Origin of the sequence: Methanoregula sp. (genome assembly GCF_035543475.1) — an archaeon.
Taxonomy (GTDB): domain Archaea; phylum Halobacteriota; class Methanomicrobia; order Methanomicrobiales; family Methanospirillaceae; genus Methanoregula.
Genome location: NZ_DATKKA010000023.1, coordinates 93,846 through 112,459 on the forward strand (window position 1 = coordinate 93,846; position 18,614 = coordinate 112,459).

Annotated in this window: 20 protein-coding genes and 1 tRNA gene; 17 read left to right on the forward strand and 4 right to left on the reverse strand. The window is 60.9% G+C overall.

All coding sequences use genetic code 11. The features are described from left to right. Window positions 1–134: 134 nt before the first annotated feature. Window positions 135–860, reverse strand: coding sequence for a 4Fe-4S double cluster binding domain-containing protein (locus VMS83_RS07935; RefSeq protein ID WP_325411572.1), 726 nt, complete (start codon window positions 858–860; stop codon window positions 135–137). 125 nt (window positions 861–985) lie between these two features. Between VMS83_RS07935 and VMS83_RS07940 the strand changes: the two genes are divergently transcribed. The 8 genes from VMS83_RS07940 (at window position 986) to VMS83_RS07975 (ending at window position 9,510) form a co-directional block, all read left to right on the forward strand. Continuing rightward, window positions 986–1,600 carry an FmdE family protein gene (locus VMS83_RS07940; RefSeq protein WP_325412001.1) on the forward strand — a complete coding sequence of 205 codons (615 nt, stop codon included), beginning with the start codon at window positions 986–988 and terminating at the stop codon, window positions 1,598–1,600. A gap of 77 nt (window positions 1,601–1,677) precedes the next feature. Continuing rightward, entirely contained in the window at window positions 1,678–1,920 is a 243-nt protein-coding gene (locus VMS83_RS07945) for a hypothetical protein (protein WP_325411574.1), read from the forward strand. A 97-nt stretch (window positions 1,921–2,017) separates the two neighbouring features. Next, the gene (locus tag VMS83_RS07950; protein WP_325411576.1) at window positions 2,018–4,000 is read left to right on the forward strand and encodes a M3 family metallopeptidase; all 1,983 of its coding nucleotides are present in this window, start codon (window positions 2,018–2,020) and stop codon (window positions 3,998–4,000) included. A 46-nt stretch (window positions 4,001–4,046) separates the two neighbouring features. Then, the gene (locus VMS83_RS07955) at window positions 4,047–6,689 is read left to right on the forward strand and encodes an aminotransferase class V-fold PLP-dependent enzyme (RefSeq protein WP_325411578.1); all 2,643 of its coding nucleotides are present in this window, start codon (window positions 4,047–4,049) and stop codon (window positions 6,687–6,689) included. A gap of 383 nt (window positions 6,690–7,072) precedes the next feature. Next, the gene (thiM, locus tag VMS83_RS07960; RefSeq protein ID WP_325411580.1) at window positions 7,073–7,873 is read left to right on the forward strand and encodes a hydroxyethylthiazole kinase; all 801 of its coding nucleotides are present in this window, start codon (window positions 7,073–7,075) and stop codon (window positions 7,871–7,873) included. 11 nt (window positions 7,874–7,884) lie between these two features. Beyond that, window positions 7,885–8,535 carry a thiamine phosphate synthase gene (gene thiE / locus VMS83_RS07965; RefSeq protein WP_325411582.1) on the forward strand — a complete coding sequence of 217 codons (651 nt, stop codon included), beginning with the start codon at window positions 7,885–7,887 and terminating at the stop codon, window positions 8,533–8,535. Further along, entirely contained in the window at window positions 8,528–8,914 is a 387-nt protein-coding gene (locus VMS83_RS07970) for a DNA polymerase ligase N-terminal domain-containing protein (protein WP_325411584.1), read from the forward strand. The genes thiE and VMS83_RS07970 overlap by 8 nt, the downstream gene beginning before the upstream one ends. 113 nt (window positions 8,915–9,027) lie before the next feature. Continuing rightward, window positions 9,028–9,510: a hypothetical protein gene (locus VMS83_RS07975; protein WP_325411586.1), complete on the forward strand. Its 483-nt coding sequence runs from the start codon at window positions 9,028–9,030 to the stop codon at window positions 9,508–9,510. A 31-nt stretch (window positions 9,511–9,541) separates the two neighbouring features. Here VMS83_RS07975 and VMS83_RS07980 read toward each other — a convergent pair. Both VMS83_RS07980 and VMS83_RS07985 read right to left on the reverse strand, forming a co-directional pair. Next, a tRNA-Thr gene (locus VMS83_RS07980) sits at window positions 9,542–9,613 on the reverse strand. A gap of 58 nt (window positions 9,614–9,671) precedes the next feature. Beyond that, window positions 9,672–9,968 carry a DUF3467 domain-containing protein gene (locus VMS83_RS07985; RefSeq protein ID WP_325411588.1) on the reverse strand — a complete coding sequence of 99 codons (297 nt, stop codon included), beginning with the start codon at window positions 9,966–9,968 and terminating at the stop codon, window positions 9,672–9,674. 154 nt (window positions 9,969–10,122) lie between these two features. On the opposite strand from VMS83_RS07985, the gene VMS83_RS07990 reads away from it, so the two are divergent. The 4 genes from VMS83_RS07990 (at window position 10,123) to VMS83_RS08005 (ending at window position 13,435) form a co-directional block, all read left to right on the forward strand. Next, window positions 10,123–10,758, forward strand: a complete 636-nt coding sequence (locus tag VMS83_RS07990; protein WP_325411590.1) for a recombinase RecB — start codon at window positions 10,123–10,125, stop codon at window positions 10,756–10,758. A 161-nt stretch (window positions 10,759–10,919) separates the two neighbouring features. Continuing rightward, complete coding sequence (locus VMS83_RS07995) at window positions 10,920–11,945, forward strand: radical SAM protein (protein ID WP_325411592.1); 1,026 nt, start codon at window positions 10,920–10,922, stop codon at window positions 11,943–11,945. Further along, window positions 11,942–12,709 (forward strand): polyprenyl diphosphate synthase, encoded by a 768-nt coding sequence (gene uppS, locus VMS83_RS08000; RefSeq protein ID WP_325411594.1) that lies wholly within the window; start codon window positions 11,942–11,944, stop codon window positions 12,707–12,709. The genes VMS83_RS07995 and uppS overlap by 4 nt, the downstream gene beginning before the upstream one ends. Before the next feature lie 75 nt (window positions 12,710–12,784). Then, a complete protein-coding gene (locus VMS83_RS08005; RefSeq protein ID WP_325411596.1) occupies window positions 12,785–13,435 on the forward strand; it encodes a primase-like DNA-binding domain-containing protein in 651 nt (216 codons plus the stop codon). Window positions 13,436–13,450: 15 nt separating this feature from the next. Here VMS83_RS08005 and VMS83_RS08010 read toward each other — a convergent pair whose 3' ends face one another. Next, window positions 13,451–14,092, reverse strand: coding sequence for an undecaprenyl diphosphate synthase family protein (locus VMS83_RS08010; protein WP_325411598.1), 642 nt, complete (start codon window positions 14,090–14,092; stop codon window positions 13,451–13,453). Between the two features lie 134 nt (window positions 14,093–14,226). Between VMS83_RS08010 and VMS83_RS08015 the strand changes: the two genes are divergently transcribed. From VMS83_RS08015 to VMS83_RS08035, 5 genes are all read left to right on the forward strand, one after another. Continuing rightward, window positions 14,227–14,934: an RAD55 family ATPase gene (locus tag VMS83_RS08015; protein WP_325411600.1), complete on the forward strand. Its 708-nt coding sequence runs from the start codon at window positions 14,227–14,229 to the stop codon at window positions 14,932–14,934. Further along, entirely contained in the window at window positions 14,931–16,094 is a 1,164-nt protein-coding gene (locus tag VMS83_RS08020; protein WP_325411602.1) for a GTP-binding protein, read from the forward strand. Before VMS83_RS08015 ends, VMS83_RS08020 begins: the two co-directional genes overlap by 4 nt. 37 nt (window positions 16,095–16,131) lie before the next feature. Next, window positions 16,132–16,884: a diphthine synthase gene (dph5, locus tag VMS83_RS08025; RefSeq protein WP_325411604.1), complete on the forward strand. Its 753-nt coding sequence runs from the start codon at window positions 16,132–16,134 to the stop codon at window positions 16,882–16,884. After that, window positions 16,878–17,456: a DUF357 domain-containing protein gene (locus VMS83_RS08030; RefSeq protein WP_325411606.1), complete on the forward strand. Its 579-nt coding sequence runs from the start codon at window positions 16,878–16,880 to the stop codon at window positions 17,454–17,456. The genes dph5 and VMS83_RS08030 overlap by 7 nt, the downstream gene beginning before the upstream one ends. Before the next feature lie 106 nt (window positions 17,457–17,562). Further along, window positions 17,563–18,579: a flippase-like domain-containing protein gene (locus VMS83_RS08035; RefSeq protein WP_325411608.1), complete on the forward strand. Its 1,017-nt coding sequence runs from the start codon at window positions 17,563–17,565 to the stop codon at window positions 18,577–18,579. Window positions 18,580–18,614 lie beyond the last annotated feature (35 nt).

Consider the following 18,614-nt stretch of genomic DNA (forward strand, 5'->3'; position numbering starts at 1 on the left):
TGTGGTCATTTTAACCCAACATCTTGTACAGTTTATTTTACATTTTGTGATATAAACGTTCTCTTTGCGGAAAAGTAATGTATACATTACCCCGCCTCGTACCAGACGGGAAAAAAGTGCCCCCCGGCTCCGTACTACCTGCCGTTCCCGCCCCGCAGCTTCCGGCCATGAGGGCAGATATACAGGCACATGCCGCAGACCGCAATCCCCCGGCTCTTCTCCATCTCCTGGAAATACCGATCGCAGGCTGCGGCATCGAGCCGGGCCTCGCGGGGCTCGTTTTCTGCAAATACCCGGCCGGTGACGGCCCGGGCCGGGCAGGCATCGGTGCACTGCGTACACGTGCCGCACCGCTCTGCCATGGGGCTCCCGGTGGGCTGGAGCGGGGCATCGGTGAGCACGGTGACCCACCGCACCCGGGGGCCGTGGTCCGGGGTGACCAGGAGACAGCTTTTGCCGATCCAGCCAAGGCCGGCAAGGTGCGCGGCTAGTTTATGGGAGAAGACACTTGCGATCTTCTCGTCGCTTGCCCGTTTTGAGGCCGGGACCGGGAGCGCCGCGTGACCGGCCCGCTGGATGATGTTTGCCGCTGCAAGAGCGATCTGGTCGAGCGCCAGGTTCACCACGTCATAGCTGTTGTGCCGGTAGAGCATCGCTGCTGCCGGGTCCTCCCGCTCAGGGAGGAGGTCCACGAGCGAGTCCTGGAGCACGATCCCCATCACCACTGCCCGGGGGTACCGTGCCACCCGTTCGCCCCCCTGTGCGAGGATGAACTCCCGCGCCGGGGCCAGATCCGCAATCCCGTAATAATCCGCCCCGTGCCAGAGTGCAGAGGTCCTGAGTTCTTCTGCCAGGTACATACCGGCTTCTCCGATCCCGGATATCTCTTTTGGGGGGATTAACGGTTTGCTCTCCCTGCTGTGGCAGGGGGCCGGCACAACAGATTTAGCCTGCCACCGACAAGTAACCGGATTACGTGAAGATCATGGCCTGCACATTCCAGAGCTACGAAGATGCCGTTGCCTTCCACGGGCACACCTGCCCCGGGCTTGCCCTCGGGTACCGTGCCGTAACGCACGCCCTTTTCCTCCTCCATGCCGGGCGAGCCAGGGACGAGGACCTGGTCGCCATTGTCGAGAACGATGCCTGCGGGGTCGATGCAGTCCAGGCCATTGCCGGCTGCTCCGTGGGAAAGGGGAACCTGATCCTCCGGGACCTGGGCAAGCACGCGTACACCTTCATCAACCGGAAGACCGGCACCGCTGTCCGGCTGGTCCAGCGGCCGGAACCGCTCACCGAACGGCTCGACCCGGCAGCATCGGCACTGCGCACCAAAGTGATGGCCGGCAGGGCCACGCCCACCGAGGTAAAGGAGTTCCACGAACGGCAGGAAAAGATCATCGAAAAGATCCTTACCCTCCCGATAAGCGAGCTCTTCCTCGAGAGAGAGGCACGGTCGGAGATCCCGGAGCGGGCCCGGATCTCGGCCTCGGTGCAGTGTGCCACCTGCGGGGAGATGGTGGCAGAGCACCGTGCCCGGGTCAGGAACGGGAAGACGGTCTGCATCCCCTGCGCCGGCGAGTACAGCCGGGGCTGGTAATTCCTCTTTTCAGGAAGAAACGCTGGTACTTTTATCTGTTTTCCCGATCCACACCTGTTGTTCTTGGGTGACGTTTCATGGGCGCACTGGACGGTATTCAGGGCATGGTGGCAGCGTACCTTGCCTCCCCGAACGGGCAGCAGACCATCCGATCGTTTCTCTCGTCCCCGCAGGGGAAAGAGGCGATCGATGCATATCTCTCCACCCCCGAAGGCCAGCAGATGGCCCGGTTGTTACTGGGCCGGGCGCTGGACAGCCTGAAGATCTCCGAGCAGGTCAAGGACCAGATCCGTACTGCCCTTGCCGAGGCTGAGGCCTGAGGCCAACGCCCCCGGCCGGAGACCTGATCCCTTTTACGCTCTCAGATCCAAGGTTCCTGTCAGGTTTTTCGATCCCTGCGCATACCCGGTGTATTTTATGACATCCGCCCTCCCCCCATCCCCCCTGAAGACCGGCTACCGGCCCGGCGAGATCACCGCCCTGTGCGATGCGGCAATTGTTACCGCTACCGCCACCCTCGACCGCATCGCATCCCTGCCTCATGAGAAGCGATCCATGGAGACCACCCTGCTCGCGTTCGAGAACGCAATGGCAGACTTTTCGGATGCAACCCTGCCCCTCACCCTCATGGGCTACGTGTATCCCGACCCTGCCGTTGCTGCCGAGGGATCGGCCAGCGAAGAGAAGGCGGGGAAGTTTGCGATCGGTGTCTTTACCCGCCGGGACCTCTATGATGCGATTAGGGTATCCGTACCCCGGACAAACGAAGAAGAGCGGCTCCTCTCCGAGACGCTGCGCCAGTTTAAAAAGAACGGTCTTGCCCTCCCCGACGAGGGTCTTGCGCGGGTCCGGGCCTTAAAGGAGCAGATCACCGAGCTTGAGGTGAAATTTTCCGCGAACCTCAACAACGATACGACCAGCCTGGACTTTTCCGCGGAGGAACTTGCGGGAGTCCCGCAGGAGGTACTGGCCACCTTTTCCCGGGCCGCGGACGGCCGGTACCGGGTCACGACCAAGTACCCGGACTACATCCCGGTGATGCAGAACGCGAAGAGCGCTGCGACCAGAAAACAGCTGTACGCCGCCTTTGTCAACCGGCAGGCATCTCCCAACACGGCGCTGCTCGAAGAGGCGATCCGGGTGCGGCAGGAGTGTGCCCGGGAACTGGGCTATGCGAGCTGGGCGGACTTTCGGCTCGACGGCCGGATGGCAGAGAATACCGCCACAGTCCATTCTTTCCTTAACGGACTCAAGGAACCGGTCAAAGAGAAGGTCCGCTCTGACCTTGCAACACTCCTTGCCCTCAGGCAGGAACTCGTGCCGGGTTCAGACCGGCTTGACCCCTGGGACCTCGCCTACCTCACCGAACAGGAACGAAAACGGAAATTTGCGCTGGACAACGAGGAGATCCGGAAGTACTTCCCGTTCGATTTTGTCCTGGAAGGCATGTTCCGGTGCTTCGGCCCGCTCTTCGGGATCCGGTTTACCGTGGTGCCCGATGCACCGGTCTGGGCGCCGGGGGTCCGGCTGATCCGGATCCTGGACAGGGACAGTGACCGGGCGCTTGCATACCTCTACCTTGACATGTTTCCCCGGGACGGCAAGTACGGGCACATGATGATGTCGCCCCTGATCGCGGGCCGGGAAAGGGAAGGCGGGTATGCGGTGCCGGTCACTGCCATTGTGGGGAACTTCCGGGCGCCCTCGGGGGAGATCCCCTCTCTCCTGACCCATGATGATGTTGAGGGACTCTTCCACGAGTTCGGCCATGCGCTCCACGGCTGCCTTACCCGGGCCCCGTATGCAAGCCTTGCGGGATCGAGCGTGGAATGGGACTTTGTCGAGACCCCCTCGCAGGCACTGGAGAACTGGGCCTGGGAACCGGAAGTGCTTGACGAAATTTCCGGGCACTATGCGAATCCTGCGGAGAAGCTCCCGGCCCCGCTCCGGGACCGGATCATCGCTGCACGCGACATCGGCGCCGGGTTACGGTACACCCGGATGCTCGTGATCTCGACCGAGGACATGGTGTTCCACACGGCTCATGGCCCGGTCGATGTGACCGCCACGGCAGACCGGATCTACCGGGAGCTCATGGGCATCCCGCCGCTCGAAGGGGGCCACGAACCGGCCACCATCGGCCATTTCATGGGCGGGTACGATGCCGGTTACTACAGCTACCTCTGGGCCGAGGTGTACGCGCTCAATGTCTTTGCCCGGTTCAAAAAAGACGGCCTCTTCAATGCTGGCACCGGTGCCGCTTACCGGCACTGGATCCTTGAGCAGGGGAATATGCAGGACGGAAAGGCGCTCCTGAAAGGATTCCTTGGAAAGGAACCCGGCATGGATGTCTTCTACGAAAGGCTCCATATCCGCCCACCCTCCCCTGCATCCCCGTAACTTTTTCCTCCAAGCGTTTCTCTTATCTCCCCTGCGCCCCTATCATGTGAATGTGACGCACGAGCCGCCGGTAAAAAAGATCCTGTACTGGTGCGACCGCTGCAATGTCCCGCTCATCGGCCGGACCTGCTCCTGCGGTGCGGAGGGACGCGCGATCGAGCTCCTCCAGCCGTACGATGTACGCCCGGCTCTTGCAGCCGACATGGCGCTCATCATCAGGCTCGTGCGGGAGCGCTTTGGGAATGTCCCCGTCCCCACGGTGCTCCTCCTCAACAAGACCGGCGGGGTGGACCGGGCGGATCTCGTGATCGCCCACGGGCACCGTTTCGGCTGGCTCTCCTTTGACCCCGTGGCCCGGAAATTTGTCTTCGATCTCGCTCCCGAGGCGCTCCCGTATATTCTCAAGCACGTGACAAGCGGCATTATCGACCTTGAGACCGGGATAGAGACCCCCGCAGGGCAGGGGAGGATGGGGGGCAAGAAGTTCCGGCTCAAAAATGCTGTTCCCGATGGTACCGTGATCGTGAAGCTGAAAAACCGGTTCGGGACCGGGGTGGTCAGGGAGGGGCAGGTCCGGGTAAAGGAGCTTGCCCCGGTCGAACTCTTCACCGCACCGAACCCGGGCTGGGCACAGGTGATCGAACAGAACCGGTACCACCTCAAAAACCTCGAACGCAGCGCCATCCGGATGATCAAATCCCACATTCACGACCGCCCGGTCTGCAATGTATCGTTCTCGGGGGGAAAGGACAGCACCGCGGTCCTCATCCTCGCACGGAAGGCCGGGGTGACCGACGCGTTCTTCCTCAATACCGGCATCGAGTTTCCCGAGACCGTTGAGTTTGTACGCTCGCAGGGCGTACCCGTGATCGAGAAGGCCGGGGACTTCTGGCAGGCGGTGGATAAAGCCGGGCCGCCGGGCAAGGACAACCGCTGGTGCTGCAAGCTCCTGAAGCTCCGGCCGCTCCAGATCCACCTCGCGGAGACCGGCCCCTGCGTGACCGTCCAGGGCAACCGCTGGTACGAATCGTGGAACCGGGCGGCGCTCGAAGAGACCAGCCAGAACCCGGCAAACCCCCTGCAGCTCAACATCTCGCCCATCCGGAACTGGCGGGCGCTCGAGGTCTTTTTCTACCTCTGGTGGCAGAAAGCCGAGATCAATCCCCTGTACGAAAAAGGGATAGAACGCATCGGGTGCTGGGTCTGCCCCTCCATGCTCGAGAGCGAGTACGAGGAGCTCCGGGCCTTGCACCCGGAGTATGCACTGCGCTGGGACGCATTTTTGACGAACTATGCAAAAAAGCGGGGCCTCCCCGATGCATACCACCGCTGGGGGCTCTGGCGCTGGCGGGCGCTCCCGCCCAAGATGCGGGAGCTCTGCCGGGATCGGGGGATCCCGGTCCGGGACGATTATACGCTCCAGCCGGAACCACCGGAGGAGCGTGAAGAAACGGTTGAAATACCAGAAAAAAGAACCTTGGAACCGGATATGGCAGCAGTCGGAAGCGGGGAATACAACGTGGAGGCTGTCCGCCGGGACTTCCCCATCCTTGGCGATCTCATCTACCTGGATAATGCCGCCACCAGCTTCTCCCCTGAACCCGTGATCGCTGCCATGGTCGAGTTCGAGCACCGGTACCGGGCAAACGTGGGCCGGGGCGTCCACCGGCTTACCGGTATCGCCAGCCAGCGGTACTGGCACGCCCACGAGAAGGTGGCAGAGTTTATCGGCGGGAAACAGGGGACCACCGTCTTTACGAAGAATACCACCGAGTCAGTGAACATGGTGGCGCAGGGCCTCTCCTGGAAGTCCGGCGACCGTGTCGTGACCACGATCCTCGAACACCATTCGAACCTGCTCCCGTGGCGCCGGCTTGCCCGGCAGGGTGTGGTCACGGAAGTTGTCGGGATTGGCGAGGATTACCAGGTTGATTCTGCCGCCCTTGAACGGGTGATCACGGAGAACACCCGGCTTGTGGCGGTGACGCAGGCATCGAATGTCCTGGGCGTCGTAACTCCCGTTCAGGAGATCGCGAAGATCTGCCACGAACGGGGGGCCCTCCTCCTTGTCGACGGGGCACAGGCCGTCCCGCACCTGCCGGTCAATGTGGAAGCGCTCGGGTGCGATTTCTACTGCTTCTCGGGGCACAAGATGTCCGGGCCGACCGGGACCGGTGTCCTCTGGATGAAAGAGCCCTGCATAGAACCCTTCGTGCTCGGCGGCGGGATGGTTGAGGCGGTGAGTGCCGACGGGTACACACCGGCACCGGGCTACCAGCAGTACGAGGCAGGCACCCCTAACATCGGGGGAGGCATCGGGCTTGGTGCCGCCGTAGACTACCTTACGGCAATCGGGATGGCCCGTATCCACCGGTACGAAACCGTCCTGACGGACCGGCTGATCGCCGCCCTTTCGAAGAACAACCGGATCCATGTGTACGCCCCAAAGGACCCCGCCCACCGGATCGGTGTGGTCTCCTTTACGGTCGAGGGCTTCCACCCTCACGAGGTGGCCCAGCAGCTTGACGAGGCTGCCGATATCATGGTGCGGTCCGGCCACCATTGCTGCCAGCCGCTCATAGAAAGTCTCGGCCTCTCCGGGGGGACCGTGCGGGCGAGCCTCGCCTATTACAACACCCGGCAGGAGATCGACCTGCTCGTGGCGACGCTCGATGAACTCACAAGGTGAAAAAAGTCTCTTCGGCCTGTTTTCCGAAAATATTGTTATTGCATTCTGACTACGCTCTTGGGGGCTGCCGCCCCCGCCGCTGGGGCCACCCCCCCATTGCGATAGTGTTGTATTACCTGTACAGGGAATTGCAGCATCAGGCGATATGCACGTACAGGTAATACCCACGGAATCGCTCGCGCCCCCGCCCCCGTGGGGGCAGGGATGGCGCAAGGGGGGCATCACTATGGTGAATATTATTGCAGATTACGAGGAAGATTGTTTTACTGTTACTATACCCAATACCGGGTAGAATTTTCCTCATTGATCCCTCCTTTTTGCCTTCCCTGCCCACGGTTTATTACGCGTCCCGTCCTATAAACGGTAAGAAAACAGTGGATCCTATGGACAACAAAGTCTTCTCCGAGATCTTTGCCCGGGCGAGGGAACAGCACCCCCTTGTCCACCACATTACCAATTACGTGACGGTCAACGACTGCGCCAATATCACCCTGTGTGCCGGTGGCGCACCGGTGATGGCGGATGCCCGCGAAGAGGCAGGAGAGATGGCAGGCTTTGCCGGCGCCCTTGTCCTCAATATCGGGACGCTCAATCCCGGGATCATCGAGAGCATGATCCTTGCCGGGAACGTGGCAAACGAGCGCAGGATCCCCGTCATCCTCGACCCGGTAGGAGCGGGGGCAACCCGGCTCCGGACAGAGAGCACCCGGCGCCTGCTGGAGGAACTAAAGATCGCTATCATCAAGGGAAACGCCGGGGAGATCGGGGTACTTGCCGGCGCTGATGCAAAAGTCCGGGGCGTGGATTCTGCAGGCATCACCGGTGACCCGGTGACGATTACCCGGACCTTTGCCCGCGAGACCGGTATAACGGTGGTAATGAGCGGGGCAACCGACATCATCTCCGATGGGAAACGTATCCTTCTGGTGGAGAACGGCCACCCCCGGATGGGGGCGATCTCGGGGACCGGCTGCATGGTCACCTCGGTGACCGGGGTCTGTGCAGCGGTTGAGAAGGACCGGGTCATGGCAGCAGCAACGGCCCTTGCCGCGTTCGGGATGGCCGGCGAACAGGCAGCGGCAGCCAGTAAGGGGCCGGGCTCGTTTAAACCGGCGCTCTTCGATGCAATGGCCGCGCTCGCGCCGGAGGCTCTCCTTGCTGGGGCCCGGGTGCGGTCGGCCTGAAACAGGATACTATGCGGTTCGATCTCTACGTGATCACGGATGAGGCGAACGGGGGCGGGCGCAGCCACGCGGAGATCGCACGGCTCGCCTGCACCGGGGGAGCGGATGCGATCCAGCTCCGGGACAAGTGCTGCAGGAGCAGGGAACTCTGTCGTATCGGCCGGGAGATCCGGGAGATCACGAAGGAGACCGGGGCGCTTTTTATCGTGAACGACCGGCTGGACGTGGCGCTGGCCTGCGGGGCAGACGGCGTCCACCTGGGCCAGGGGGACCTCCGCCCGGACACGGCCCGGCAGCTTGCCCCCCGTCCCTTCATCATCGGGATCTCGGTCGGGAACGCGGCAGAAGCAGTTGCAGCAGTGGAGGCCGGTGCGGATTACGTGGCGGTAAGCCCGGTCTTTGCCACTTCTTCCAAGGACGATGCCGGCCCGGGCTGCGGGCTTTCCGGCCTGCGGGAGATCCGGGCCGCGGTCTCGGTACCGGTGATAGCCATTGGCGGCATCGGCCGGGATAACGTGGCGGAATTGATCGCCGGGGGCGCTGACGGGATCGCCGTTATCTCGGCGGTTGCCGGTCAACCGGACATCACGGCCGCTGCACGCGATCTCCGGGAGCGGATTACGGCTGCAAAGAAACGGTACACGGGGAGAAACGATGACTGAAGGTTCACTGCACTTTGTGCTCCACGAGCATTTCTCGCAGCACCACCATTTCGACTTCCGGCTGGAACACGACGGGGTGCTCGCGAGCTGGGCGGTCCCCAAGGGACTGCCGGAGAAGCCCGGCGAACGCCGGCTCGCCATCCAGGTAGATGACCATCCCCTCTCCTACGGGAACTTTGAGGGCACGATCCCGGAGGGGGAGTACGGAGCGGGCGAAGTAAAGATCGCTGATGCGGGTACCTGCGAGACCCTCGTGTGGGGCGATGAACGCATCGAGGTCGTGCTCCACGGCAGGCAGTTTACAGGCAAATACGTCCTCCTCCGGTTCAAAAAAGCCGGGGAGAAGAACTGGATCGTGCTGAAAGGAAAGGAAGGCTGAATGCCAGCGTCACCGGGCCCGGGCACGCTGCATCATCCAGAATCCCGGTCATAACTGCAGGAATATTGGCAGTTATCGCCGGGTCTTTGTAGTTTCGCCGTAGATAAGAACGTATGAATTACCCAACCCTTGTCCTCCTCACCCTGGGTATTGCGGCTATCGTTGCTGCCGGGTGCACCACAACCTCTCCTGTCACCCCGCAGAATATCACTGCATCGCCATCCGGGGTGGTAATTGTTGCGATCCACCCCGACATCACGCACTACACCGTGTTCATGTCCTCGGCCCCGGGTATCGGGCTTTCCCCTGTTGTCAGCGGCCCGGTCCCTGCCGGGAACCTTACGTACGTGTGGAAGACCGACTACGGCCACTTCATCTCGTGGAACGCCCCGGATTACACCGTGCAGGAACTGGGCGCGACCGCAACCGGCAGCGGGACAAAGGTGTACTGGACGTTCATGGACGAGAACGGGAGCGTCTCCCGGCCACTGGTCCACATCACGCTTACCGTCATCGACCCTGCCACCGGCGCCACCCTCGGGAACGCGGAGGAGATTATTGGCTGGGATGCGAACGATACGGCAGTGATTGGATAACTCTTTTTTAGAAAAAACCACTCAAAAGAAAAGCCGCCGGAGGGAATTGAACCCTCGACCTGCTGATTACGAATCAGCCGCTATGCCGCTAAGCCACGGCGGCGCACTGCCTCACAATATCGACCTGTGCGCTAATAAAATCTGTGTTTGGCAAGGATCTGTTACGAATACCCGCGCAGTGTCGTCACGCTGTCGGGGGCATGGGGCTCTTTTGCGGCCGAGATCGTCCCGAACTTCCCTTCATAGTCAGCCACGGTCTTCTGGAGGACGGCTAAAAGGTTCTTTGCGTGCGCCGGGGTGATGGAAACGATCGCCTTTGCCCGGGCCTGGTTGACCTGCGGGAGCTGGTGGAGGAAGACAAACGTAAACTCATCGTCCTTGTACGCGATCTGGATCATATTGCTGTACACGGGATCCAGCGTCGGGGGGATATTGACGGAAATTTCCTGTCCGGTCATACAGATCCGTATGCCGTTCCTGATATGAATAGTTGGTCAATCCCCCGGCGCGGGAAAGGGCTTTCTCCCATAAGTATATCTGGCATATTTCCCTCGATTCTTTAGAGGAATTATTCTGGCGGATCAGGAGCGGCATGTCACGATCTCCGACCTGGTGCGGGTCCATGCCTGCCCGGTCCGGTTTTACTACGAAAAAGACGGCCCGGTCACGGAATCGGACCGGTATGCGGTCTGCAAACAGATCTCGTATCACCTCGGCCACACTCTCGATGCCGCTGCAATCTGGGAGGAGGTACTCGTCGTCCGCCCGGCGACCGACCCGGCACTCCGTGAATTCCTGGATATCTGCATTGCCTCCTGCAACAAGCATGAATGGAAACCGGCAGCCCAGACCGACGTGACGGTAGGTTCAAAGAAGCACGGGATCGCTGGTATGATCGACCGGGTGGCAGATGACGGGAGTTTCTCGATTGTGCGGGCGGCCGGGGCGATGCCCTTTGGGACCTATGCCGCCGATCGGCTCCGTATTGCAGGGATCGCGTTCTGTCTTGAGGAGATGACCGGAAAAGAGGTGGAAGGCGGCCATGTGGAATATATCCCGGACGGTATTTCGCGGTACCATGCGGTCCAGCCCCGGGACCGGCGCCAGCTCCTCGCCACGCTGCATAAGCTACGGGCGATCCGCCGGGGTGAGGCGCCCGCCCACCCGCTCAATGCGCCCTGCAACCGGTGCAAATACAAGACGCGCTGCGAAGAGGGAAGCGGGCGCAGGCTGAGCGAGCTGCTGTGAGATTTTGCTCCGGAGAAAGTATTCAGATCCCTTGGGGGACACTCATGGGGGCGACGGCATTTGATGCCCCCGCCGCTCTGGCATCTCCCGTAGAGCGATAACCCCCGGCCCTTCAAGAAGGGTTTTGAATCCCTATAACGAATGTAATACGCATACTTTTCATGACCGTTCCCCCCCACCCGCAGGAGGTTCCCGCAAACCTCGCAAAAGGCTGCGTGCTCTGCTACCAGGGCGCAAAGATGGTGCTCTTTGTGACGGGACGGTGCCGCCGCTCCTGCTGGTACTGCCCGCTCTCGGAGGAGCGAAAGGGAAAGGACGTGATCTTTGCAAACGAGCATCGCGTCACAAGCCCGGAGCAGGCCATAGCAGTTGCGGAACGCATGAGTGCCCTCGGGACCGGGATCACCGGCGGCGAACCCCTTCTCTGCCTTGACCGTGTCGTGGAGTTCGGAAAGGCCTTAAAAGAACACTTCGGGCCGGAGCACCAGATCCACCTCTACACGGCGCAGGCCCCGGCAAGGGAAGACCTCGCCCGGCTCAGGGGAGTCGTAGACGAGATCCGGCTCCACCCCCCCCGCGAATGCTGGGACCACATTCCTGATACTGAGTTTATCAGTTCCGCAAGAGCGGCAAAGGAGATGGGTTTCGATATCGGGATCGAGGTCCCGGCACTGCCCGGTCTCGACCTTCTCGTCCCGGCCCTCCCGTACCTCGACTTCCTCAACATCAACGAGCTCGAATGGGGCGAGACCAATGCCGACGAGATGCGGGAGCGGGGCTATGAGCCCGCTGATGGCGTGCACAACGCCATTGCCGGGGCGCGCGACTGGGCAGAAGAGATCGTCCGGCATGAGAAGGTCCACTGGTGCGCATCGTCGTTCAAGGACTCGGTCCAGCTCCGGGAACGCCTCAGGCGCATCGCGGAGAACACCGCCCGTCCGTTCGATGAGGTGACCGATGACGGGACCATCGTGTACGGCGTCCTTGAACTCCACCCGGGCACCCGGGACGAGGTTGTTGCCCGGTGCCGGAAGTTCCTTGCCGGGGACGAATTTGCCGACTGCGGCGACCGGGTAGAGACGGCCTGGTGGCTGCTCGAGGAATACAAGGAGAAGATCCCCGGCAAAAAGAGCGTGGTCGAACGCTACCCGGACGGGGGCATGGTAGTCGAGGTGACGCCGCTGTGACTCTCCGCAGGATCCTCGAACCTCTCTACGAGCGGTACCTCCGGATGCAGTGCCCGCAGATCCCCACCCATATTGCCATCATCCAGGACGGTAACCGCCGGTTTGCAAAGGAGATGGGCATCGGGACGGCAAAGGGCCACCGGGCCGGGGCGGACAAGACCGAGGAGATGCTGGACTGGGCACACGAGCTGGGCATCCGGTACATCACCATCTACTCCTTCTCCACGGAAAACTTCAACCGGGCCGAAGAGGAGGTAAAAGAACTCTTCCGGCTCTTCAAGGAAAAGTTTATCCGGACCATTACCGACGAACGGGTGCACCGGTACCGCATCCGCATCCAGATGGTCGGCGACCGGGCACTCCTCCCGGAGGACCTGAAAACGGCCATAGAGGCGGCGGAAGAGGCCACGAAAAACTACGATGGCTTCACCCTGAGTGTGGCGCTTGCGTACGGGGGGAGAAACGAGATCGTGCTTGCCGCCCGCGAGATCGTATCTGCCGTCCGCGAAGGAAGGATCGCGCCGGAGGAGATCGATCTGGCAATGGTCGAGTCCCACCTCCACGAAGGAAAAGAGATCCCGCCGGTCGATCTCATCATCCGGACCGGGAACGAGTTCCGCACCTCCAATTTCCTTCCCTGGCTTGCAAACGGTCATGAATCCGCGGTCTATTTCTGTGCCCCGTACTGGCCGCTCTTCCGGAAGATCGACCTGCTCCGCGCTATCCGTACCTACGACCAGCGGCTGAGCGCACGGGCGCACTGACTCCGGATCCCTTTTGCAGGATCTGCTTTCGCGAACTATATTTCCCGGAAGATACCATCGGGAATATGGTGAACCATGGGTGCGGGAAAGATGACAGGGCCCGGCTGGCAGCAGGTAACGGTCCAGCTCCGGTCTGATATCGTGGCTGCGGCAGAGAAAAAGCGGCTGGACATAAATGACGAATGCAACCGGGTGCTTGCGGTGCGCCTGGGGATCGTGTATCCCTCCCTTCCCCGGGCGCCCTCCCCGCAAACGTCCCGGGTGATTGTTGCCCCGGATGCAGCAGCTAAACCTCCCGGGGCGGTGGCGGCAGATCCGGTGATCAATGCCGAAGATCCCACGGTACCGGGGAAGGTGCTCCGGGAGAAAAAGGAGAAGAAAGCCGCGGCAGCCCAAAAACCTCCTGTACTGGCAAAAACGACCGCTCCCGCCCCCCCGGCTGCGGTTCCTGCAAAACCCGCACCAAAAACCCGGGCAAAGGGCCGGAAGGGGGATCCCATCCAGCGGTTCGTGAGTACCCGGCTTGTGCGGGAGGCGGAGGAAGGCCCCGATGCGATCATCGCAAAGGACGATCTCTACCAGCGGTTCGAACGCTGGTGCCGGGACCAGGATTACCCCGCGGTCCCGGAGCGCCGGGTCTTTTCCGTGGCTCTCAAGAACAAGTACGCGTTTGCCGAACGGATCGTGGGGGGCACCCCGAGCTGGGTCAGCATCCGCGTAAAATAAGCAGTCTCTTTTTCCTTACTTCCCGAACCGGCGGATACGGGACTGGTAGTCGCGCAGCACCCGCAGGAAGTCCACGCGCCTGAACGATGTCCAGTTGACGTCGGAGAAGAAGAGCTCCGAGTATACCGACTGCCAGATCAGGAAATCGGTCAGGTGATCCCCGCCGGTCTTGACCACGATATCCGGATCGTACCGGAAGGTCAGGCAGGACTCGAGCACCTTCTCATCGATCGCTGAGGGGGCCACCCCATTCCGGGCCAGCTGGCGGATGCAGTCAGTGATCTCTTCCCTCCCGCTTTTCCCGATCGCTACCACGACATCGAGACCGGTACCCGCAACTTCCTCGGTAGTACCGTGGTGCAGGCTGAGCCGGGCGATGGATGCAATCTTCCGGAGTGCCGGGAGGGTACGGGTGAGCTCCCCGGGCGAGAGGCGGTTGATATGAAAGGTCAGGCTCTGGATGGCGGGCGGATGATGTGCAGCCGGAGACCGTGGCGTGTGTGCGGGAAGGGTATTCAGTCCCGAGCACCAGCCGGTCACCTCCAGGCATTTCTCCGGCTCTGCGACAAGATCCTCCCCGCTGATCATAAAACAGATGTGACGGGGGAGGACCTGTATCTGCGAGAGAAGCATCCGCTCGTAGAGCCAGTAGAACATCTGGCCTAATTCTAAGGCAGCGGAGGTTATCAGGTTTTACCTGTGCACGTTCCTATCCCGGGAAAGGTTTCCGGTTGCAAACCAGCGCCGGCGCAAGCACTTATAAGCATTCCTGTGGAATAATCCAGCTAGAGATGTACTCTTATAAGTCCGGCATCCCCCAGATCGACCAGGCCACCGGGGGGTTTGATGCAGGAACCAATCTCCTCATTCTGGCACCATCGCTCAGCTATGCGGAACGGCTGGCGTACAGCCTGTCCCGGCCCCAGCCCGGGGAGTATGCGATCATGCTCTCGACAAACGAGCGTGCCTCGGAAGTGATCGACCAGTTCAAGGCCATCGGGTCCGACAAGCATTTTGTCGGGGTGATTGACGCGATCACGAAGAGTTCGACGCCGGCGGTCGCGGATACCGGGCGGTTCATGTTTGTCACCAATCCCACCGATCTTACCGGGATCGGGATCAAGTTCTCCCAGATGATTGAGATGATATTCGACGGTTCGTTCTCCGGCAAGGAGACAGGTCTGTTTCCTCCCCCGATCCGGTTCTGTATCAACTCGGTTTCGACCCTTCTGATGTACCGCAAGCTGGAGGTGCTGTACCAGTTCCTCCATGTCATGACGGCCAAGCTCAAGAAAGCGGAGGGATTCGGGGTATACGTCCTCAACAGCGAGGCATTTGATGAGAAGACAATCTCGCTGATCAAGCAGCTGATGACGATCGTGATTGAGATCAAGGTGGAGCGGAATGACAACTACTTCCGGGTGATGGGCCTGCGGGGCATCAACGCCGACTGGCACAAGTTCACGGTCAGCAAGGGAGAGGTCGTGATGGCGTTATGATATCGACAGGAATGTCCGGGATCGATGATATGCTGGGAGGAGGGATCCCGGAAGGCAGCCGCGTGCTCTACAGCCTCGATCCCGGGGTGGACGGGCAGCTCTTCATGATCTCGACCCTGTTTTCGGTGCTCGAAAAGAAGCAGGCATGCCTTCTCATCATCCCGCATACCACGGTCGAAGCGTTCCTGAACGATGTCGGCCAGCTCCGGGGAAAGACGATCCAGGCCCAGGACCACCGGATGGTCTTCATCGACAGCGTCGACCGGGAGCGGATCCAGCGCAGTACCCTCACCCGGGAGGCAGCAGGGCGGGAATGGCAGGCCCGGATCAACAAACTCTGTGACGAGAACAACGTGGAGGTCATCTTCGGGTATTTCGACATCATTTACGAGGATTTTGGCCTGGAGGGGGGACTTAACCTTCTCTCGAAATCCTGCTGCCCTCCCAACTCCACCATCATCATCGAGCACCTGAACCTGGAAGGCGAGACGTTCCTTGAATCGCCAGTCGTGCAGAAATCATTCGATCTCCTCCTTGCGATCAAGTCCTCGTTCCGGCCTCTCCCGCACTTCAATTACTTCACGATCCTGTATACCTCGTGGTCCCGCCAGCCGCGCCGGTCGGTGCCCTTCCTTGTCAGAAACGGCCATATTATTCCCTATATCCCCAAGATCGTCGTGACCGGCCCGCCGGAAAGCGGGAAGTCCCGGTTTGTTGCCAGTGCAACCGAGCTCGGGGTCTCGGTGGACCGTACGGGCCCTCGCGGGGAACCGACAACGGTGGCCATGGATTTCGGCTGGCTGCACTGGCAGGATTTCGATATCACCCTGTACGGCACCCCCGGGCAGCCCCGGTTTGACCCGATGCTGCCGGTGATCCTGAATAATGCGATGGGTGTCGTCCTGCTCGTGGATGCCACGAACAAGGACCAGCTCTCGCGGGCCCGCCACCTCTACAAGATTATTACCCGGCTGCACGTGCCCATCGTGGTTGCGGCAAACAAAAAGGACCTGCCCGGGCTGATAAGCGAAGACGAGATCCGGAAAGGGATCGGCATGGCAAAGGGCATCCCGGTCTTTTTGATCTCCGCCCACCAGAAAGAAGACGTGCGGGCGGTTCTTGAATCGCTCGTGGACTCGATTACCCGGTACATCTACTGATACCGGAGCGGTTTGTCCCTCCCGGAGAAATGCGGATATGCTCACGTTCATCGGCCTTGGCCTCTACGACAAGCACGACGTCTCGGAAAAGGGGCTGCGTCTCATCAGGAGCGCAGACTCTGTCTTTCTCGAAGGGTATACGTCCCGGCTCATGGGAACCACCCGGGAGGAGCTCGAGGAATACTACCAAAAACCGGTACGGCTGCTCATGCGGGCCGATGTGGAGCAGCACCCGGACGAACTGCTCGACTGCGCGGCGAAGGGGAACACGGTCTTTCTCTGCGCCGGGGATCCTATGGTCTCGACCACCCACGCGGATCTCCGGATCCGGGCGGCCGAAAGGGGCATTCCCACGGCCATTATCCACGGGGCGTCGATTGTCAGCGCCGTCTGCGGGCTCGCGGGGCTCCAGAACTACCGGTTCGGCAAGTCCTGCTCGGTCCCGTTCCCGCAGGGGGCCTGGTCGCCGACATCCCCCCTCGATGTCATCACCGGGAATAGGGCGCAGCGGCTCCATACCCTGGTGTATCTCGATATCCAGGACGGGCGTTACATGACCGTAAATGAGGGGATCGCCCTCCTCGAAGCAATGGCGCAAAAAAAGCAGGTAACGATCCCGCTCTATATCGGGATCGCCCGGGCCGGTTCCGATGCACCGGTCGTGCAGGCCGGGAGTGCCGGTGTTCTCAGCTCCGCTGATTTCGGCCTCCCCCTCCATATCCTCGTTGTCCCCGGGGAGCTCCATGATATGGAGCGGCAGTATCTCGAGAGGTTCGCCGGCCTATGCTGATTGCGCAATGCGGGACGCTTCTCTCCCGCGATCTGGATTCAGTAACCATTGTCCCGCCGGAAGGTACGCCGCTGGCCGCGCTCGCCGTTGCCATAAAAGGCATGGCACGTGCCTATGCCGACGATGGTGCCACATTTCTTATCAGCGGCGACCAGGTCAATGCCCATGCAGCCTTCTTCTACGGGTTCGGCTGGCTGCACTTCGGCCTTGCGTACGGGCTGCTCTCCGGATCGGGAAATGTGCCGGCCTGTCCCTTTGCAGGGCCGGCAGAGAAACTCTCCCCGGCCCACGCGGCCCGGCTCGGTGAGAAGACGCACCGGTATGCCCGCCTGCTTGACACTGCGTGTGCCTCGGTTACCCCCGCCCCGGAACCGGAAACAGCGGGGGGCAGGTTTGCCCGAAGTCTCATCCTGATCGGCACCTGCTATGCGCGGGGAGGTAAGGCCACTCTTGCCACAGGGGCAGAGGAGGAGGCGCTCGCCCGTTTCAGCTATGGGCACGGGTGGCTGGATGCCGGAGTCCGGGCAGGGCTTCTTGTGATTACGGGTAACCGGGAGATCTTCACCATCTGAAAAATACGGCCGGCCAATCCCTTTTCCGCAGATAAAAGATGTTTATACTATGCACCATAACGTTTTAAGGTAAAACTGGCAGGCGTTACCGGCCAAAGAGGGAACTATGGATCGATCGCAGAAAAAATGGCTGTTCATCTCCATTACGTTCTCCTTTGTGGTCCTGGTCATCATCCTGTTCCTGACCATAAACAAGAACACTATTCAGTACCTCAGGGGGATCAACCCCTGGTTCCTGCTGCTTGCCTTCCTCACGCACATCCTGACCATGTGCTTCTGGGCGATGCGGGTCAAGAAGATGTCCGGATCGCTTGGATATCCTATCAAATTTTTCTATTCTCTTAACCTGGTCTTCGCTAACCTCCTTGCTGCCGCTGTTACCCCGGCGCAGGCCGGGGGCGAACCGGTCCGGGTGCATGAGCTCTACAAGGCCAAGGTACCCCTGGGGGATGCAACGGCGATCGTGATCATGGAGCGGGTACTGGACGGCGTGGCCCTGGCCTGCCTCGCAGCGTTTGCGATGTTTGCCCTCTCCGAGCAGTGGAAGAGCCTTGGAGCGATCTCGGATATCATGGTCTACATCACGTGGATCTTTGTTGCCGGCTGTCTCTTCCTCTTCTACCTTGCCATCCGCAGGCCCGATGTGATGAAGCGGGTGGCGGACCGGGCCGCACGGTTCTTTACCCGGAAATGGGAACCGGCCCGTGCCTCATCTGTCCTTGAACGGATCGATGCCGAGATTGTCAATTTCCATGCTGCAGTCCTCAAATTTGTACGGACGGCAAAGTCCGGACTGGCATGGGGGATGCTCTTTACCCTCCTCTACTGGGTCTCGGAGATCGTCACCGCCTCCCTGATCCTCATGGGCCTTGGCCAGCCCCCCCTCTTCTTTGAATCATTTGTGATCCAGCTCATCCTTGCGATCCTCATGATGCTCCCCCTGACCCCGGGCAGCTCCGGCATCGCCGAGGTGGGGGCCGGCACCATGTATGCGCTCTTCATCCCCGGCCCAATCGTGGGGGTCTTTGTGGTTATCTGGCGGATCGTGCTGTACTACTTCAATATCGCCCTGGGGATTGTCTCCAGCCTCATTATTGTCCGGCGCGAGTCCTCAAACCCCTGATGGCGCACAACCGGCGGTGTATTCCAACCTCAACT